This window comes from Bacillus sp. GM2 (assembly GCF_056155945.1).
On sequence record NZ_JBRKSZ010000008.1, the window covers coordinates 710,204 to 723,105 of the forward strand.

Annotated in this window: 15 protein-coding genes; 11 read left to right on the plus strand and 4 right to left on the minus strand. The window is 46.0% G+C overall.

Annotated features, from left to right (window positions below; genetic code table 11):
- Positions 1-9: 9 nt before the first annotated feature.
- The gene (gene chbG / locus ACVC9U_RS18190; RefSeq protein ID WP_075753619.1) at positions 10-750 is read right to left on the minus strand and encodes a chitin disaccharide deacetylase; all 741 of its coding nucleotides are present in this window, start codon (positions 748-750) and stop codon (positions 10-12) included.
- 210 nt (positions 751-960) lie between these two features.
- Here chbG and mmuM point away from each other — a divergent pair, with 210 nt between their 5' ends.
- The 3 genes from mmuM to ACVC9U_RS18205 are packed head-to-tail and all read left to right on the plus strand — an operon-like array spanning position 961 to position 3,769.
- Positions 961-1,908 (plus strand): homocysteine S-methyltransferase, encoded by a 948-nt coding sequence (gene mmuM / locus ACVC9U_RS18195; RefSeq protein ID WP_441391369.1) that lies wholly within the window; start codon positions 961-963, stop codon positions 1,906-1,908.
- Entirely contained in the window at positions 1,908-3,362 is a 1,455-nt protein-coding gene (gene mmuP / locus ACVC9U_RS18200; RefSeq protein WP_075753615.1) for an S-methylmethionine permease, read from the plus strand. Before mmuM ends, mmuP begins: the two co-directional genes overlap by 1 nt.
- Positions 3,363-3,388: 26 nt before the next feature.
- Complete coding sequence (locus ACVC9U_RS18205; protein ID WP_075753613.1) at positions 3,389-3,769, plus strand: DUF2512 family protein; 381 nt, start codon at positions 3,389-3,391, stop codon at positions 3,767-3,769.
- A gap of 35 nt (positions 3,770-3,804) precedes the next feature.
- On the opposite strand, the gene ACVC9U_RS18210 is transcribed toward ACVC9U_RS18205, so the two are convergent.
- Positions 3,805-4,692, minus strand: coding sequence for a Vgb family protein (locus ACVC9U_RS18210; RefSeq protein ID WP_075753611.1), 888 nt, complete (start codon positions 4,690-4,692; stop codon positions 3,805-3,807).
- Between the two features lie 341 nt (positions 4,693-5,033).
- Between ACVC9U_RS18210 and ACVC9U_RS18215 the strand changes: the two genes are divergently transcribed.
- Both ACVC9U_RS18215 and ACVC9U_RS18220 read left to right on the plus strand, forming a co-directional pair.
- Positions 5,034-5,798, plus strand: coding sequence for a sulfotransferase family 2 domain-containing protein (locus ACVC9U_RS18215; protein ID WP_075753609.1), 765 nt, complete (start codon positions 5,034-5,036; stop codon positions 5,796-5,798).
- Positions 5,799-5,952: 154 nt separating this feature from the next.
- Positions 5,953-6,720, plus strand: a complete 768-nt coding sequence (locus ACVC9U_RS18220) for a SurA N-terminal domain-containing protein (RefSeq protein WP_075753607.1) — start codon at positions 5,953-5,955, stop codon at positions 6,718-6,720.
- Positions 6,721-6,771: 51 nt separating this feature from the next.
- Here the strand turns inward: ACVC9U_RS18220 and ACVC9U_RS18225 are convergent, their stop codons facing one another.
- A complete protein-coding gene (locus tag ACVC9U_RS18225) occupies positions 6,772-7,827 on the minus strand; it encodes an iron-containing alcohol dehydrogenase family protein (RefSeq protein ID WP_441391370.1) in 1,056 nt (351 codons plus the stop codon).
- A 192-nt stretch (positions 7,828-8,019) separates the two neighbouring features.
- On the opposite strand from ACVC9U_RS18225, the gene ACVC9U_RS18230 reads away from it, so the two are divergent.
- The gene (locus tag ACVC9U_RS18230; RefSeq protein WP_237562693.1) at positions 8,020-8,613 is read left to right on the plus strand and encodes a helix-turn-helix transcriptional regulator; all 594 of its coding nucleotides are present in this window, start codon (positions 8,020-8,022) and stop codon (positions 8,611-8,613) included.
- Positions 8,614-8,735: 122 nt separating this feature from the next.
- Here ACVC9U_RS18230 and ACVC9U_RS18235 read toward each other — a convergent pair whose 3' ends face one another.
- Positions 8,736-9,203 (minus strand): helix-turn-helix transcriptional regulator, encoded by a 468-nt coding sequence (locus ACVC9U_RS18235; protein WP_003178531.1) that lies wholly within the window; start codon positions 9,201-9,203, stop codon positions 8,736-8,738.
- A gap of 252 nt (positions 9,204-9,455) precedes the next feature.
- Here ACVC9U_RS18235 and ACVC9U_RS18240 point away from each other — a divergent pair, with 252 nt between their 5' ends.
- From ACVC9U_RS18240 to ACVC9U_RS18260, 5 genes are all read left to right on the plus strand, one after another.
- On the plus strand, positions 9,456-10,292 hold the full coding sequence (locus tag ACVC9U_RS18240) for an AraC family ligand binding domain-containing protein (protein WP_075753603.1): 837 nt from the start codon (positions 9,456-9,458) through the stop codon (positions 10,290-10,292).
- On the plus strand, positions 10,289-11,197 hold the full coding sequence (locus ACVC9U_RS18245; protein ID WP_075753601.1) for a DMT family transporter: 909 nt from the start codon (positions 10,289-10,291) through the stop codon (positions 11,195-11,197). Before ACVC9U_RS18240 ends, ACVC9U_RS18245 begins: the two co-directional genes overlap by 4 nt.
- Positions 11,194-11,613: a DUF2000 domain-containing protein gene (locus ACVC9U_RS18250; protein WP_075753599.1), complete on the plus strand. Its 420-nt coding sequence runs from the start codon at positions 11,194-11,196 to the stop codon at positions 11,611-11,613. The genes ACVC9U_RS18245 and ACVC9U_RS18250 overlap by 4 nt, the downstream gene beginning before the upstream one ends.
- Before the next feature lie 291 nt (positions 11,614-11,904).
- Positions 11,905-12,372, plus strand: coding sequence for a hypothetical protein (locus ACVC9U_RS18255; RefSeq protein WP_075753597.1), 468 nt, complete (start codon positions 11,905-11,907; stop codon positions 12,370-12,372).
- A gap of 39 nt (positions 12,373-12,411) precedes the next feature.
- Positions 12,412-12,858: a hypothetical protein gene (locus ACVC9U_RS18260; RefSeq protein ID WP_075753595.1), complete on the plus strand. Its 447-nt coding sequence runs from the start codon at positions 12,412-12,414 to the stop codon at positions 12,856-12,858.
- The last annotated feature ends 44 nt before the right edge of the window (positions 12,859-12,902 follow it).

A 12,902-nucleotide genomic window follows, 5' to 3' on the forward strand; every position in this document is an offset into this window, starting at 1 on the left:
GCATTCTCCTTATGTCAAATTCCTAAATGATACGAGCTGGACATCAGTAAGCTTATTCAAACGGATGACAACGTCCGGATCGGTTAAAAATTCAAGTTCATCCACTCTCGGATAAGTATAAGAAGAATTCGTCAAAAGCTCCTTATCGAGGTATGCCGGGTGGGTCATGACCTCCACGGTATCATGCTCTTCAAACAGTTCAGAGACGGCTTCTTCGTCCTTTAAAGCCGCTTCGAGGACAGGTGAAAAAGAGTCTGTTGTTTTCACTCCTTTTTCCGTGATCATGGCACTCTCCATATTGCGTCTGACAGGCAGGCTATACTCTTTGGCGAGCGTCAAAAATGCGTCTGAGATGTCTGGATAAGCGTTGATGTGATGGTGGCTGTCCACATGATCGGGTTCCAAGCCCATGTTGATGCATGTTTCAATCTGCGCTTTCCACTCGCGGTATACTTCATCAGTATCAATTGTAAAAGCACCTTGGTAAAATGCGAGATTGCGAAAATTCCCCTTTGCATCGACGATCGTCCGGTGGTCAGACAAAAGCGGCCTTCCGCAGGTCAGCACCAAATGTACGCCGATCCCAAGTCCGGGCGATTCGCGAGCCAGCCGGGCCGCGTGACCTGTGCCCGGCATATTTGTCATGAACGTCGCTGATGTTAAAATCCCCAGCTTATAGGCATCAATAATTCCGTAGTTCACGCCTCTTGAATATCCAAAATCATCAGCATTGATAATCAGTTTTTTCATCCATCTGATACCCCTTATCTGTTTTTTTAAAAAAAATATGCGGCGGCGGACGGTTTTACCCTAAATAGAAAACGACAAAAGCTACTAGTAAAAATTGATTTTTGGTAGATTGACAAAAGCTACTGAAGTCTTTTAAACTATTTTTCATATATTTTTAAAAACTCTAAAAAAGGAGGCCGGGGTCTCAAACGACAGATCCTCAACAATGAGATGACAAATCCGATCCAATCGATTTTAGAACAATTTCCTATCATCACACTTGACGGCGCGATGGCCACCGAGCTTGAACGGTACGGCTGTGATTTGAACGACAGCCTGTGGTCTGCGAAAATGCTCATCGAAAACCCCGAGCTTATCAAACAAGTGCATCTGGATTATTTCCATGCGGGCGCCGATTGCGCGATTACAGCCAGCTATCAGTCGACGGTTGAGGGTTTCACAAAACGCGGCCTCAGTGAACAAGAAGCGCTCCACCTCATCCGGGAGTCTGTACGTCTTGCTGTAGTAGCACGCGATGAATTTTGGGCAGTGCCGGAAAACCGCGAAGGCCGGCCTAAACCGTTTGTAGCCGCTTCAGTAGGCCCTTACGGCGCTTTTTTAGCGGATGGTTCCGAATATCGGGGGGATTATGACGTCACAGAAGACGAATTGGCCGATTTTCACAGGCGGCGAATGAGCGCTTTAATCGAAGCGGGCGCCGATATTTTGGCCTGTGAAACAATACCGTGCCTTTCAGAAGCAAAAGCAATCGTTCATTTATTGAAAGAATTCCCTGACACACATGCGTGGATCAGTTTCAGCGCTAAAGACGGACGCCATATCAGCGACGGCACGAAAGCCGGCGAATGCGCGAAATGGCTCGATCAGCATGACCAGGTTGCGGCAGTTGGCGTAAACTGTACGCGGCTGGAGTATGTCTCTTCGCTCATCGGCGGCATCAAAAAGCATACAGCTAAACCGATTATCGTCTATCCGAATTCCGGTGAACAGTATGATCCGGAGACAAAAACATGGCATGGTGCGGCATGCAAAGCTTCCTTCGGAGAAAGCGCCCGCAGCTGGTACAACCAAGGGGCGAAGCTGATCGGCGGCTGCTGCAGAACAACACCTGAAGACATAAAAGCCGTCGCCGACTGGGCGAGAAAGCTGGAGGTATGATGGAACAGTCAAACAGCAATCGTCAGAACTTTCAAAGAAAAATGCAAACGAGACACCTGATCATGCTCTCCTTGGGAGGCGTTATCGGCACGGGTCTTTTCTTAAGTTCCGGTTATACGATCTCACAGGCGGGTCCTGCCGGAACGATTTTAGCCTACTTAGTCGGGGCTCTGATCGTTTACCTTGTCATGCTCTGCCTCGGCGAATTAGCGGTCGCCATGCCTGTCACCGGATCGTTTCATATGTACGCCTCCAAATTCATCGGGCCGGGGACCGGATTCACCGTCGCCTGGCTTTACTGGCTGACCTGGGCTGTCGCGCTGGGTTCGGAATTTACCGCTGCCGGGTTATTAATGCAGCGCTGGTTCCCCGATACTTCGGTGTGGATGTGGAGCGCGGTTTTCGCTGCACTGATTTTCGTGTTCAATGCTGTCTCAGTGAGATTTTTTGCCGAATCTGAATTTTGGTTTTCGAGCATTAAAGTGCTTGCCATTATATTGTTTATTATTTTAGGGGGAGCGGCGATATTCGGCATTATCCCGATACAAAATACAGACTCCGCACCGCTTCTTTCAAACTTTGCAGGAGAAGGCGGGCTCTTTCCGAACGGTTTCCTTCCAATTTTTATGGCGATGCTCTCCGTGAATTTTGCGTTTTCGGGTACGGAGCTGATCGGGATTGCCGCCGGAGAAAGCGCCGAACCGGAAAAGAACATTCCAAAAGCGATCAAGACAACACTCTGGAGACTGGTGCTTTTCTTCATCGGAACGATTTTCGTGCTCTCATGCCTCATTCCGGTCAAAGAAGCCGGTGTGATCAAAAGCCCGTTCGTCGTCGTTTTTGACCGTATCGGTGTTCCATACGCGGCCGATATTATGAATTTTGTAATTCTGACGGCTCTGCTTTCCGCGGCCAACTCAGGCTTATATGCTTGCTCCCGGATGCTCTGGTCACTGTCAAAAGAAAAAACATTACACCCCGTTTTTCAAAAGCTGACTTCACGGGGAATCCCGTTGAACGCGCTGATTTTCAGCATGATCGGCGGCATTCTGTCGCTGCTCTCCAGCGTTTTTGCGCCTGATTCCGTCTATATTGTTCTTGTATCGATTTCAGGCTTTGCCGTTGTTGCCGTCTGGATGAGCATTGCAGCCTCGCAGTTCATGTTCCGCAGACGCTTTTTGGCTGAAGGAAACACCGCAGACGGCTTAAAATACCGGACACCGTTTTATCCGGCAGTACCGATTGCCGCTTTTTTATTATGTCTGGCATCATGCATCGGCATTGCCTTTGATCCGAACCAAAGAATAGCCCTTTTTTGCGGCGTTCCATTTATGGCGTTATGCTATATCATCTACTATGCAAGAAACAGAAAGAATAGCGGAAAAACGTCTGAGCCCGTTAAAAAAGCAAGTTTGCATGTTTCATTTTCTGAATACGAGGAAAAGAAAAACTAAAATCCCGTATAAAGGAGCGAATTGTTATGGAACATGTGAAAGCCCTTGCCATTAAAGGCATCATGACAATTGTGATTCTGTACCTTGTTCTCGGGCTCGGGTTTAGTTTCAGTTTTGAAAACACCCTCTTCATCACGATTGTTCTTGGCGCGGTATCCTATTTGCTGGGTGATTTGTTTATTTTGCCGAAGACCAATAACATCACGGCCACTTTAGCCGATTTAGGCGTCGCTTTTCTTATCGTTTGGCTGATGGCTCTTGCGATGGGAACGGCTGCAAGCAGCGCTGCATTGGCCGCGTTTTTTTCAGCAGTCGCTATGGCAATCGGTGAATACATTTTCCATTTTTACTTGATGAATAAAGGCCTTGGCTCGCCCAACCGCAGAATGGAAACGAGAACGGAATAATTTATAAAAAAAACGTCCAGCAAACTGGACGTTTTTTAATCAAGAATAGAGATTTTCCCAATACGGCCGCACTCTTCTGCAAACCAGATCGATTGGGCTGGTCCGGCCGCTATCCCGTGCGGTTCAGAATCGGCCGTCGGGATTGGATATTCCGTAATATCTCCGTTGACTGTAATGCGGCCGATTTGACCCGCACCCCATTCCGTAAACCACAGGGCACCATCGCCGCCGGGGGTAATCGCGTGCGGGCGGGCATTGGCTGTCGGAAGCGGGTATTCGCTGATCTTACCTGAGACCGTTATTCGCCCAATTTGATTTTCGTTTATTTCTGTAAACCACAAAGCTCCGTCCGGGCCAGCAGTGATTCCGACCGGTCCGGATTGTTCTCCAGGAAGCGGATACTCGCTGATGTCTCCATCTGCCGTTATTCGTCCGATGAAGCCGCTTTGATTTTGTGTAAACCAGAGGGCATCGTCTGCTCCCCTTGTAATAAATGACGGGAAGGCTCCCGGTTTGGGCAGTTTATATTCCGTTATTTTGCCTGAAGATGACAGCCTGCCGATTTGATGTCCGGCCATATCGGTATACCACATGGCATCGTCACAGCCTACGGCGATCCCAAACGGGGCAGTACCTGGAGGAAGGGCATACTCGGTTATTTCCCCTTGAGGCGTCATTTTTCCGATTTTCCCCGCTTTATACTCCGTAAACCATAGCTCGCCTCCAATCCCGGAAGTGATAATCGAGGCGCCCGCGCTCTCCGTCGGGATCGTATATTCGGTGAAATCTCCGGACTCTGTGAGCATACCGATCCGGTTTCCCTTTTGTTCAGTAAACCAAATGCGCCCGTTTGTACATACGGCGATCCCGTACGGACCCGATTCGGGGTCGGGAACGTGATATTCAGACATGCGAATCTGCATGAGCGACCCTCCCTTTATTCTATTTTCCTTGAGCATCTGATCTTTCAGAACGCTCCCAGGCATTTCTCATTTTCATGTTACCTCAGGCGGAGCATGCAGTGAAACAGAAAGTTCCATTAAATATAACTGTACAGGCATGCTCTAGTATCATAAGATTGTTTTAAATCATAAACTTATTTTTCTATATATGGGTCAATAAGGAACCATCTGTCGGATCTTATCATTTTGAAATATATTCATATTATCGCCCTATCAATTCATTGGTGACGGCATACTTTGTGTATAAAGGCAACCGCTGTCTCAGGCGGACCAAAACAAAGAAAGAAGTGGATGTGTTCTGCATGTTTGAAGATGAGAGACTGAATCGCTTGATTTACCTTTATACCCCTCTTTTTGCGAAAGATTTTCCGATCATTCTGTTCTGGATTCCAAAAAGCGGCTGCACGACGCTGAATCGTTGGTTCTTTTTCCAAAACGGATTGCTTGAAGATGTTGGCCAAAGATGCGCGGGGGAGGTTCATCACTACAGAAATACGATCTATACGCAGCAGCCGGATTATGTGAAGGATCTTCTGGCAGAATTAAGAGAGGGAAAAAAGGACACTTACAAGCTTGTGCGCAATCCTTTCCGGAGAGCAGTCAGTTCCTTTCTGGCGGCGATTTGCTCCCCGAATTTTATCTGTCTGTTCAACAGTGACATGAATACAGGGCTGTCTTTCACCCAATTCTTGCATCATTTAAAAGATTTGGGGCCGGATATCAGCGCCATTGACCGGCACCTTGGTCCTCAGTATCTCGAAGGAGAAGAAGAGTTTGTCACCAATTATATTTACCTCGAGCAATTCAGCGCGCACATCAGAGAGATTGAAAACAAATACAAATTATTGAAATCTCCGATAACCCAGCTGTCGAAATCACCGCACCATCTTTCCGATACTATGCTTAAAAAAGGAAAGTTCGCGGACACCGTTTTGACCATATCAACCTTCGACTGGGTGTTACCGACTTTTGATAGCTTTTACAATGACGAAACAAAAGAGTTGGTGCAGGAGATTTTTGCGAAGGACTTCGAAGTCTACGGCTTTGATCCGAAGCATATCAAGTAAACCGGAACTCGGCCATTACATTACGATCTCCTTTCAATTCGATTACATTTTGGAAAATTGATTCCAAATGGTTTCTTTTTCAGAGACGATCGTTTAGAATGCCCACTAAAGGTCATTTTAAGAATCACTTCTGTTTGAAGAAAGGAGATATATTATGAAAAAAGGCATATCATCTCTCATGATTGGATTATTGGCTGTCGTATTGGGCGCCTGCGCTTCAAATCATGATGATCAACAATCCCAGACAAAAGATCAAGCAAAAACAGCTCAAAGCGGGCAGCAGGATCAAGAAAAGCAAATGAAAGCCATGCAGAAAAAGCTTGATCAGCAAAAGGTCGATGAAACAAAAACAGTGGCTGTCGTTAACGATGAAAAGATCACAGGCAAGGACTATAACAGTGTATTATCAACCGCACAAATGCAGTATCAGCAAACAGGACAGGATCCGACTTCAAAAGATGCGGCACAGCAAATCAAAAAGCAGGCGATCGACAGCCTCGTCGGACAGGCTTTAATTACTCAAGAAGCGGACAAAAAAGGCTACAAAGCATCTGAGAAAGAAATTGAAAAACAGCTGGACGAAAGCAAAAAGCAGTATAAAAACGATCAAGATTTTGAGGAAGCGGTCAAAAAAGCCGGCTTAAACATGAACACGCTGAAAAGCGACATTGCCGACAGCATCAAAACAGAAAAATATATTGACAAAGAACTGCCGGCAGATCAGGTCACAGACAAAGAAATCAAAGATTACTATGATCAATTTGCCGCACAGCAAAAAGACAGCGGACAGAAAAACACACCTGCGTTTGACGACGTCAAGAAGCAAATCCAAGACATGCTCAAACAGCAAAAACGACAGGAAAAACTCGGACAGCAGGTTGAAAAACTGAAGAAAAACGCCGATGTGAAAGTTGAAATTTAACAAAATCAGCCATCCTGTAACGGATGGCTGATTTTGTTTTATTTATCAGGTTTATTCAAGCGACTCTATCGCCGCCATCACATCAGCTTCATGAAAAGAACCCATCAAACATAAAGATTCATCCGGAAGCACGGCATGGGCGGCGATGGTCCGTTTTGCCTCTTCAACGTTTTCTAAAATGCCTAAATCGCTAAGTCTTTTCGGAAAACCGAGCCCTTCATAAAAGGGAACGAGTTCGGCGATTTCATCTGTCCGCCCTTCTAAAGCAAGCTGCACAAGTATCCCGTAGGCTACCTTTTGGCCGTGCAGTACACGATGGGTTTCAGGGATGAACGTTAAGCCGTTGTGAATGGCATGGGCTCCGGCCATTCTTCCGTAGCGGCCCGCATATCCGCCTACTGTGCCAGCCAGCGCGATGACCGCTTCGAGGACATTTGCGAAAGATGAGGAGGATTCGCCTTTTTCAAGACTTTCTATGGCTTTCAGGCTTTCTGTCAACAAAATATCCCGAATATAGACAGACTGCCTCAGCCCTGTCTGAACCATGATGGAAAGCGAATCGGCCGTATTTCTGATGATCGCTTCGGCCTCATACCATTTCGCAAGCGTATCACCGATTCCGCTTTTCACATAAGCGACCGGCGAAGAGAGGAGAAGAAGCGGATCGACCAGCGTCAAATAGCTGGAGCGCTTATGATATTGGACGCCCGAAAAGTTGCCGTCATCATCATAGATGACGCTTAACGGCGTGCTTGCCGCGCATGTTCCCGGGATCGTCGGAATCGTCATGACTTCAATGTCCAACAAATCGGCGGCTGCCTTCGCCGTATCTAAGACGGTTCCCCCGCCTATCCCAATGATGACATCTGCCGATTCTGCTTCTTCTGCTGCTTTTTTAATCTTATTTAGGGAACTGCAGCCCGTATGCTGAACGACTTTCCAATTGTTTGGAGGCGTCGTATAACTCGTAAAAGCTTTAAACGATTTGACCCCAGTAATGATGACGGGACGTTCGAATGTATTCGCAAATGACGGCAGTTCTTTCGCGATCCCCTCTCTGCAAACGTATTGGTTCGGACCGCTTCTGACAATATCTTCAGGCTGCATATTTCCCCACTCCTTCTATTATTTTCTAATATTTATCATCTCACTTTCTAACAAGATGTCAAACGATATCACAAATCGCTCACCGGTTTCTTTCTCCTTTAAGCAAGACTCTCTTCCTTCCCATTCAAGCTCAAACACCTTACCCTGTTGAGGAAAAGAGGACAGCCGCTGTTTACAGAAAAGGATAAGAGCTTGCTTGCTTCACTCGCACCGCTTATCGGCCGGTACCTTCAGCAATTCAGACACCATCTGTCAAAAAAAGACATGTTTCACATGAAACATGTCGGAGGCATTCTGATTTTGTCGGAAGACCTGCAGCCCTTGCCATGCAACCGAGCAGCCCTCCATTGGCTGAACATCTTGCGCGGCTGGGTAAGCATCGGCAGCGATGCCGTGCCGAGACCTGTCCGGGCCGTCTGCACGCGGGCAGCGGCCGAAACTGCCGATCCGGCAAAAACAGTCATCTCGATTCCGGGTCATTCCTGCCTATCCATTAAAGCGAGCCGTTTAGACGGCTTTGGCCCGTCAGGCCAGATCGCCGTTTCATTCGAGCCTGCTTCACCGGCAGAAACCATACCGCTGATAGCAGAAGCCTACAGCCTGTCCGACCGGGAAAAAGACATCGTTTACCGGGTCATCCGCGGACTTTCAACAAAAGCCATCGGAGACGAATTGCATATATCGGCTTACACCGTTCAAGACCACTTGAAATCGATTTTTTTGAAGACGGGCGCAGGAAACCGGAGGGAGCTGATGTGGAAGCTGCTTGATGATGTGCTGGAGTGAGAATAAGGCGGATGGAAAACTGTTCTCACGTCCGATTCCGCAGACAAGACACGCAGTGTTTTTCACTATGTCTTGTCTTGGAGGAATGAAGACCGGCAAATTCAGAGGACTTAACTTTTTCTTCATTCCACCCCGTCCTGTTCATTTAACAGCTCGTCCAAACGCGCAACAGCATCCTGTTTTTCAAACGTGCTGAACCATAGGTCGTCATACGAATCCAAAATGCGGTAATGGTGAGAAATCAAGTTTTGCTGAAGGCGAAACTCGCCTTTTTTCTCAATGTCCCGCCACCACACTTTTCCGCCAAGCGTCTTCCCTTTTGGTCTGTCGATGCTTCGATGAGCGACAGTCTCCACCACCTCAAGGGGCTCATCCCCGAGCACGGCCTGCAGCACTTCACTGTTCCGAAAAAGCGCGCATACCGCGACAACATGCGCCCACCCCGCTGCCGACCTGCCCTTTTCAATTTGCACGAGCGTTTTCTTCGACATCCCGAGCACGTTCGCCATTTTCTCCTGCGTATAGCCGCTTTCCGCACGGATTAATCTTAACTTGGAAGAAATGAGTTCGGTTATGTATTCTTTATCCATGGAGGAACCTCCGACGTTCTTTTTGGTGTAATATTACACTAAAAGTTACAATGGTTCAATTTTTATGCCCCTGTAGTTGCTGTCAGTTTCACCCTCTCCTTATGATCTTCACCATTCTGATTCCATTCCACGACAGCTTCAAATTGCTCATTCTTTTCACAAAAAATACGATTTTTTCATTAAGCAACATCATACAAGAAATCTCCCAAAAACATGATAAACTTAAACATCATCACACCAAGGAGGCCCGACATGCGAAATGAAACCCGCACGCTTTTTCTGGACCCTGATCTGAATGTTGAAGCCTACCGCTTTAAAGGCATTATGCAGAAGTTTCCGAATCACTTTCACGAGTATTTTGTGATTGGTTTTATCGAGAAGGGGCAGCGCTATTTGCTTTGCAAGGGAGAAGAATACATCATTAATCAGGGCGATCTCGTGCTTTTCAATCCTTATGACACGCACAGTTGCGAGCAGATTGACGGAAAGGCGCTCGATTATCGCTGCATAAATGTGATGCCTGATGTTATGAGAAGATTTGTGAAGGAGATCACCGGGACCGACAGCCTCCCATATTTCACGGAGAATGTCTTGTTCCGTCATGAGCTGAACGCCAGCTTGAAGGAGCTTCACATTCAAATATTGCAGAAAGTAAAAGCCTTGAAAAAAGAGGAGCTTTTTCTCAACCTTCTCGAGGAGTTGATTCGGACGTATTCTGATGTCGCGTTTCTCGAAAATACGCCTGAACCGTCCGACGAAGTCAAAGCGGTGTGCGGTTATTTGGAATCCCATTACCAGGAAAACATTACGCTTGAACATTTAAGCAAGCTGGCAGGCTGGAGCAAGTACCACCTCCTGCGGTCGTTTACGAAGCAGAAAGGAATTTCCCCCTACAGCTACTTGGAAACCGTCCGTATCAATCATGCGAAAAAGCTGTTGGAAGAAGGCGTCAAACCAATCGATGCCGCTTTCCAAACAGGCTTCAGCGATCAGAGCCATATGACGAAATTTTTCAAGCGGCAGGTCGGGCTGACGCCGAAACAATATATGAAAATCTTTGAATATGACAGGCAGGAGATCAAAGGATGAAGACAAGACGCGAAACCGCCGGACACCTCGCAGCTGTCATCACAATCATCATCTGGGGTACCACTTTTGTCTCGACAAAGGTGCTGCTCGAGGATTTTGCGCCCATAGATATATTGTTTTACCGGTTTCTCATCGGATTGATCGTGCTGATTATGGTGCATCCGCATGTGCTCACATTCCGGAGCTGGAGGCAGGAAGCGCTGTTTGCGGGAGCAGGCTTATGCGGGGTGACGCTTTATTTTCTGTTGGAAAACATCGCGCTTACCCTTACCTACGCCTCAAACGCCGGCATAATCGTCGCGGTTATTCCGATGATCACCGCGGTTTTGGCGCATTTTTTCCTTTCGGGCGAAAAGCTGGAACCCCGCTTCTTCATTGGATCCGCCGCCGCTTTTACAGGACTTGCGCTCATTTTCTTTAACGGACAAATCATGCTCAAGCTGAATCCGCTCGGCGACATTCTTGCTGCTGCCTCCGCATTCGTCTGGGCGGCATATGCCATTTTAATGAAAAAAATCAGCACATTCGGTTACCATACAATCCAATGCACACAGCGGATCTTTCTGTACGGCTTGCTATTCATGGTTCCCGCTCTGTTTCTATTTGATTTCCGCTTCGACGCAAGCCCTTTCGCCTCCCCCGCCAATTGGCTGAATATCCTGTTCTTAGGCGCAGGCGCATCTGCGCTTTGCTTTGTGACATGGAACTGGTCGGTCGGTGTGCTTGGGGCGGTAAAAACGAGCGCTTATATCTATATGGTACCCGTCATCACCATTGCCGCATCCGTCGTCATTCTGCAAGAAAAACTGACATGGGTTGCTTTTTGCGGAGGAGCGCTCACATTGGCCGGTCTTTATATTTCTGAAACAAAACCAAAACCGCAGCTGAAGGAGGAACAAATTTGATAGAAGAAACAAAATGCGCACTGATTATCGATGAAAATCTGCCGCTCGGGCTAATTGCCAATACAGCTGCAATCCTGGGGGCTGCACTCGGCAAAAACAAACCCGGCCTGCTCGGAGAAAATGTAACGGACGGCTCGGGAATCGACCATTTGGGTATCGTCAAACTTCCAATCCCCATTTTAAAAGGCAACGCCGAGCTGCTTCATCAATTAAGACAAAAGCTGTTGACCGACGAATTCAACGATATTCTGACGGTCGATTTCACCGATGTAGCGCAAGGCATTCATACATATGAAGCATATATTGAAACATTTCAAAGCACCGCAGCTTCCGATTACCACTATTTTGGAATCGGCGTTTGCGGCGATAAGAAAAAAGTTGCGCGGCTGACAGGAAGCTTGGGGCTGTTGAGATAAACAAGATACGGAAATTGACTTCGCTATGAAGGAGTCAATTTCCGTATTTTTTTATGTCAATAGTAAAAAGAGGAACAATTGGGGTTACAGTTGGAAGAAATATCATAACAACAGCTGGTGTAATTAGCTGGAACTCAGCATCTGAAATCGCTATTGGCGCGGCAGTGTCTGCTGTGATATTTAGATAACTAATATCTCATTAATTTCCTTATTTAATGAAAGCTGAATAAATACATAATATAATGTATTTATTCAGTTTTTCAAAATTAAAGTATCGTGGAGGTATCAACATTGAACACAGACAAACAAGTATTCATTGAAACGCAAAAAACAGCCAAAACCCTTAAAACTTACCGCGATAAGAGCGACGAAGAGTTATTATTCTTTCTCGCTAAACAAGATTCATTAACCTTAAATCAACTGAAAGTCTATTACTCAGATCCTTCATTTGCACTTCATTATTTCATCAGTGCAGCATTTTTCAGTATAATATTGGCTACCTTCATAACTGCAATTCTTTCTGGTCAAGCAGCTTCGATATTCCCTTTCGTTTCCGGCATCTCCATTCTAATATTAGCTGTCATATTTGCGGGGTGTATATTTTGGGTGCTTAAACAGCTTGTCACCTTGAAAAAAAAGCCGATTCAATTTATTACACACTTTTCCAAGAAAGCCGAGTTTGCACGTAACGTAAAAATGATTGATTATGTTTTACAACAAAAATACAAAAAGGCATTGAAAAATATACCGCACCAATAAAATTCTCATGTTTTTTTATGAAGTAGGAGTGACACTCCAATGATAAAAGAAAAACAATTATTTGAAAAAGCTGAACAAACAGCCAAACTCCTTGAGTCTCACAAAAGTGACGAAGAACTGATTACATACCTTGCAAATCAAGATTCTGTTACATTAAATCAGCTAAAAATCTATTTTTCAAATCCAAGTTTTACATTAACGTATTTTATTAAGGGCATTTTTTTTAGCAGTATGACTGCTGTAATTATGGCGGCCTTTTTATCTGGTCAAGTCTCCACCTTCACCCATGATCTTTCAAGGTTTTTTTCATTCTGCTTCATGTTCTATCTGATGTTCTCTTTGGTTTGGATCGTCAAGATGCTGATCTCCTCGCGAAAAGGACCAGTGCAAACAATTCTGCACTTTCAAAAAAGAGCGGAATATTCCAGAATCACGGGTATGATTGATTTTATTTTAGATGAACGTTTTAAAAAAGAATTTAATTAGAAAGCAGAGGAACATTCACCTCTGCCTGGATTCTCTATCAATCT

What these genes read in the sequence shown, in the direction of transcription:
- chbG (WP_075753619.1), bottom strand. Translation starts at nt 750, where the DNA reads ATGAAAAAACTGATTATCAATGCTGATGATTTTGGATATTCAAGAGGC.
- mmuM (WP_441391369.1), top strand. Translation starts at nt 961, where the DNA reads ATGACAAATCCGATCCAATCGATTTTAGAACAATTTCCTATCATCACA.
- mmuP (WP_075753615.1), top strand. Translation starts at nt 1,908, where the DNA reads ATGGAACAGTCAAACAGCAATCGTCAGAACTTTCAAAGAAAAATGCAA.
- ACVC9U_RS18205 (WP_075753613.1), top strand. Translation starts at nt 3,389, where the DNA reads ATGGAACATGTGAAAGCCCTTGCCATTAAAGGCATCATGACAATTGTG.
- ACVC9U_RS18210 (WP_075753611.1), bottom strand. Translation starts at nt 4,692, where the DNA reads ATGCAGATTCGCATGTCTGAATATCACGTTCCCGACCCCGAATCGGGT.
- ACVC9U_RS18215 (WP_075753609.1), top strand. Translation starts at nt 5,034, where the DNA reads ATGTTTGAAGATGAGAGACTGAATCGCTTGATTTACCTTTATACCCCT.
- ACVC9U_RS18220 (WP_075753607.1), top strand. Translation starts at nt 5,953, where the DNA reads ATGAAAAAAGGCATATCATCTCTCATGATTGGATTATTGGCTGTCGTA.
- ACVC9U_RS18225 (WP_441391370.1), bottom strand. Translation starts at nt 7,827, where the DNA reads ATGCAGCCTGAAGATATTGTCAGAAGCGGTCCGAACCAATACGTTTGC.
- ACVC9U_RS18235 (WP_003178531.1), bottom strand. Translation starts at nt 9,203, where the DNA reads ATGGATAAAGAATACATAACCGAACTCATTTCTTCCAAGTTAAGATTA.
- ACVC9U_RS18240 (WP_075753603.1), top strand. Translation starts at nt 9,456, where the DNA reads ATGCGAAATGAAACCCGCACGCTTTTTCTGGACCCTGATCTGAATGTT.
- ACVC9U_RS18245 (WP_075753601.1), top strand. Translation starts at nt 10,289, where the DNA reads ATGAAGACAAGACGCGAAACCGCCGGACACCTCGCAGCTGTCATCACA.
- ACVC9U_RS18260 (WP_075753595.1), top strand. Translation starts at nt 12,412, where the DNA reads ATGATAAAAGAAAAACAATTATTTGAAAAAGCTGAACAAACAGCCAAA.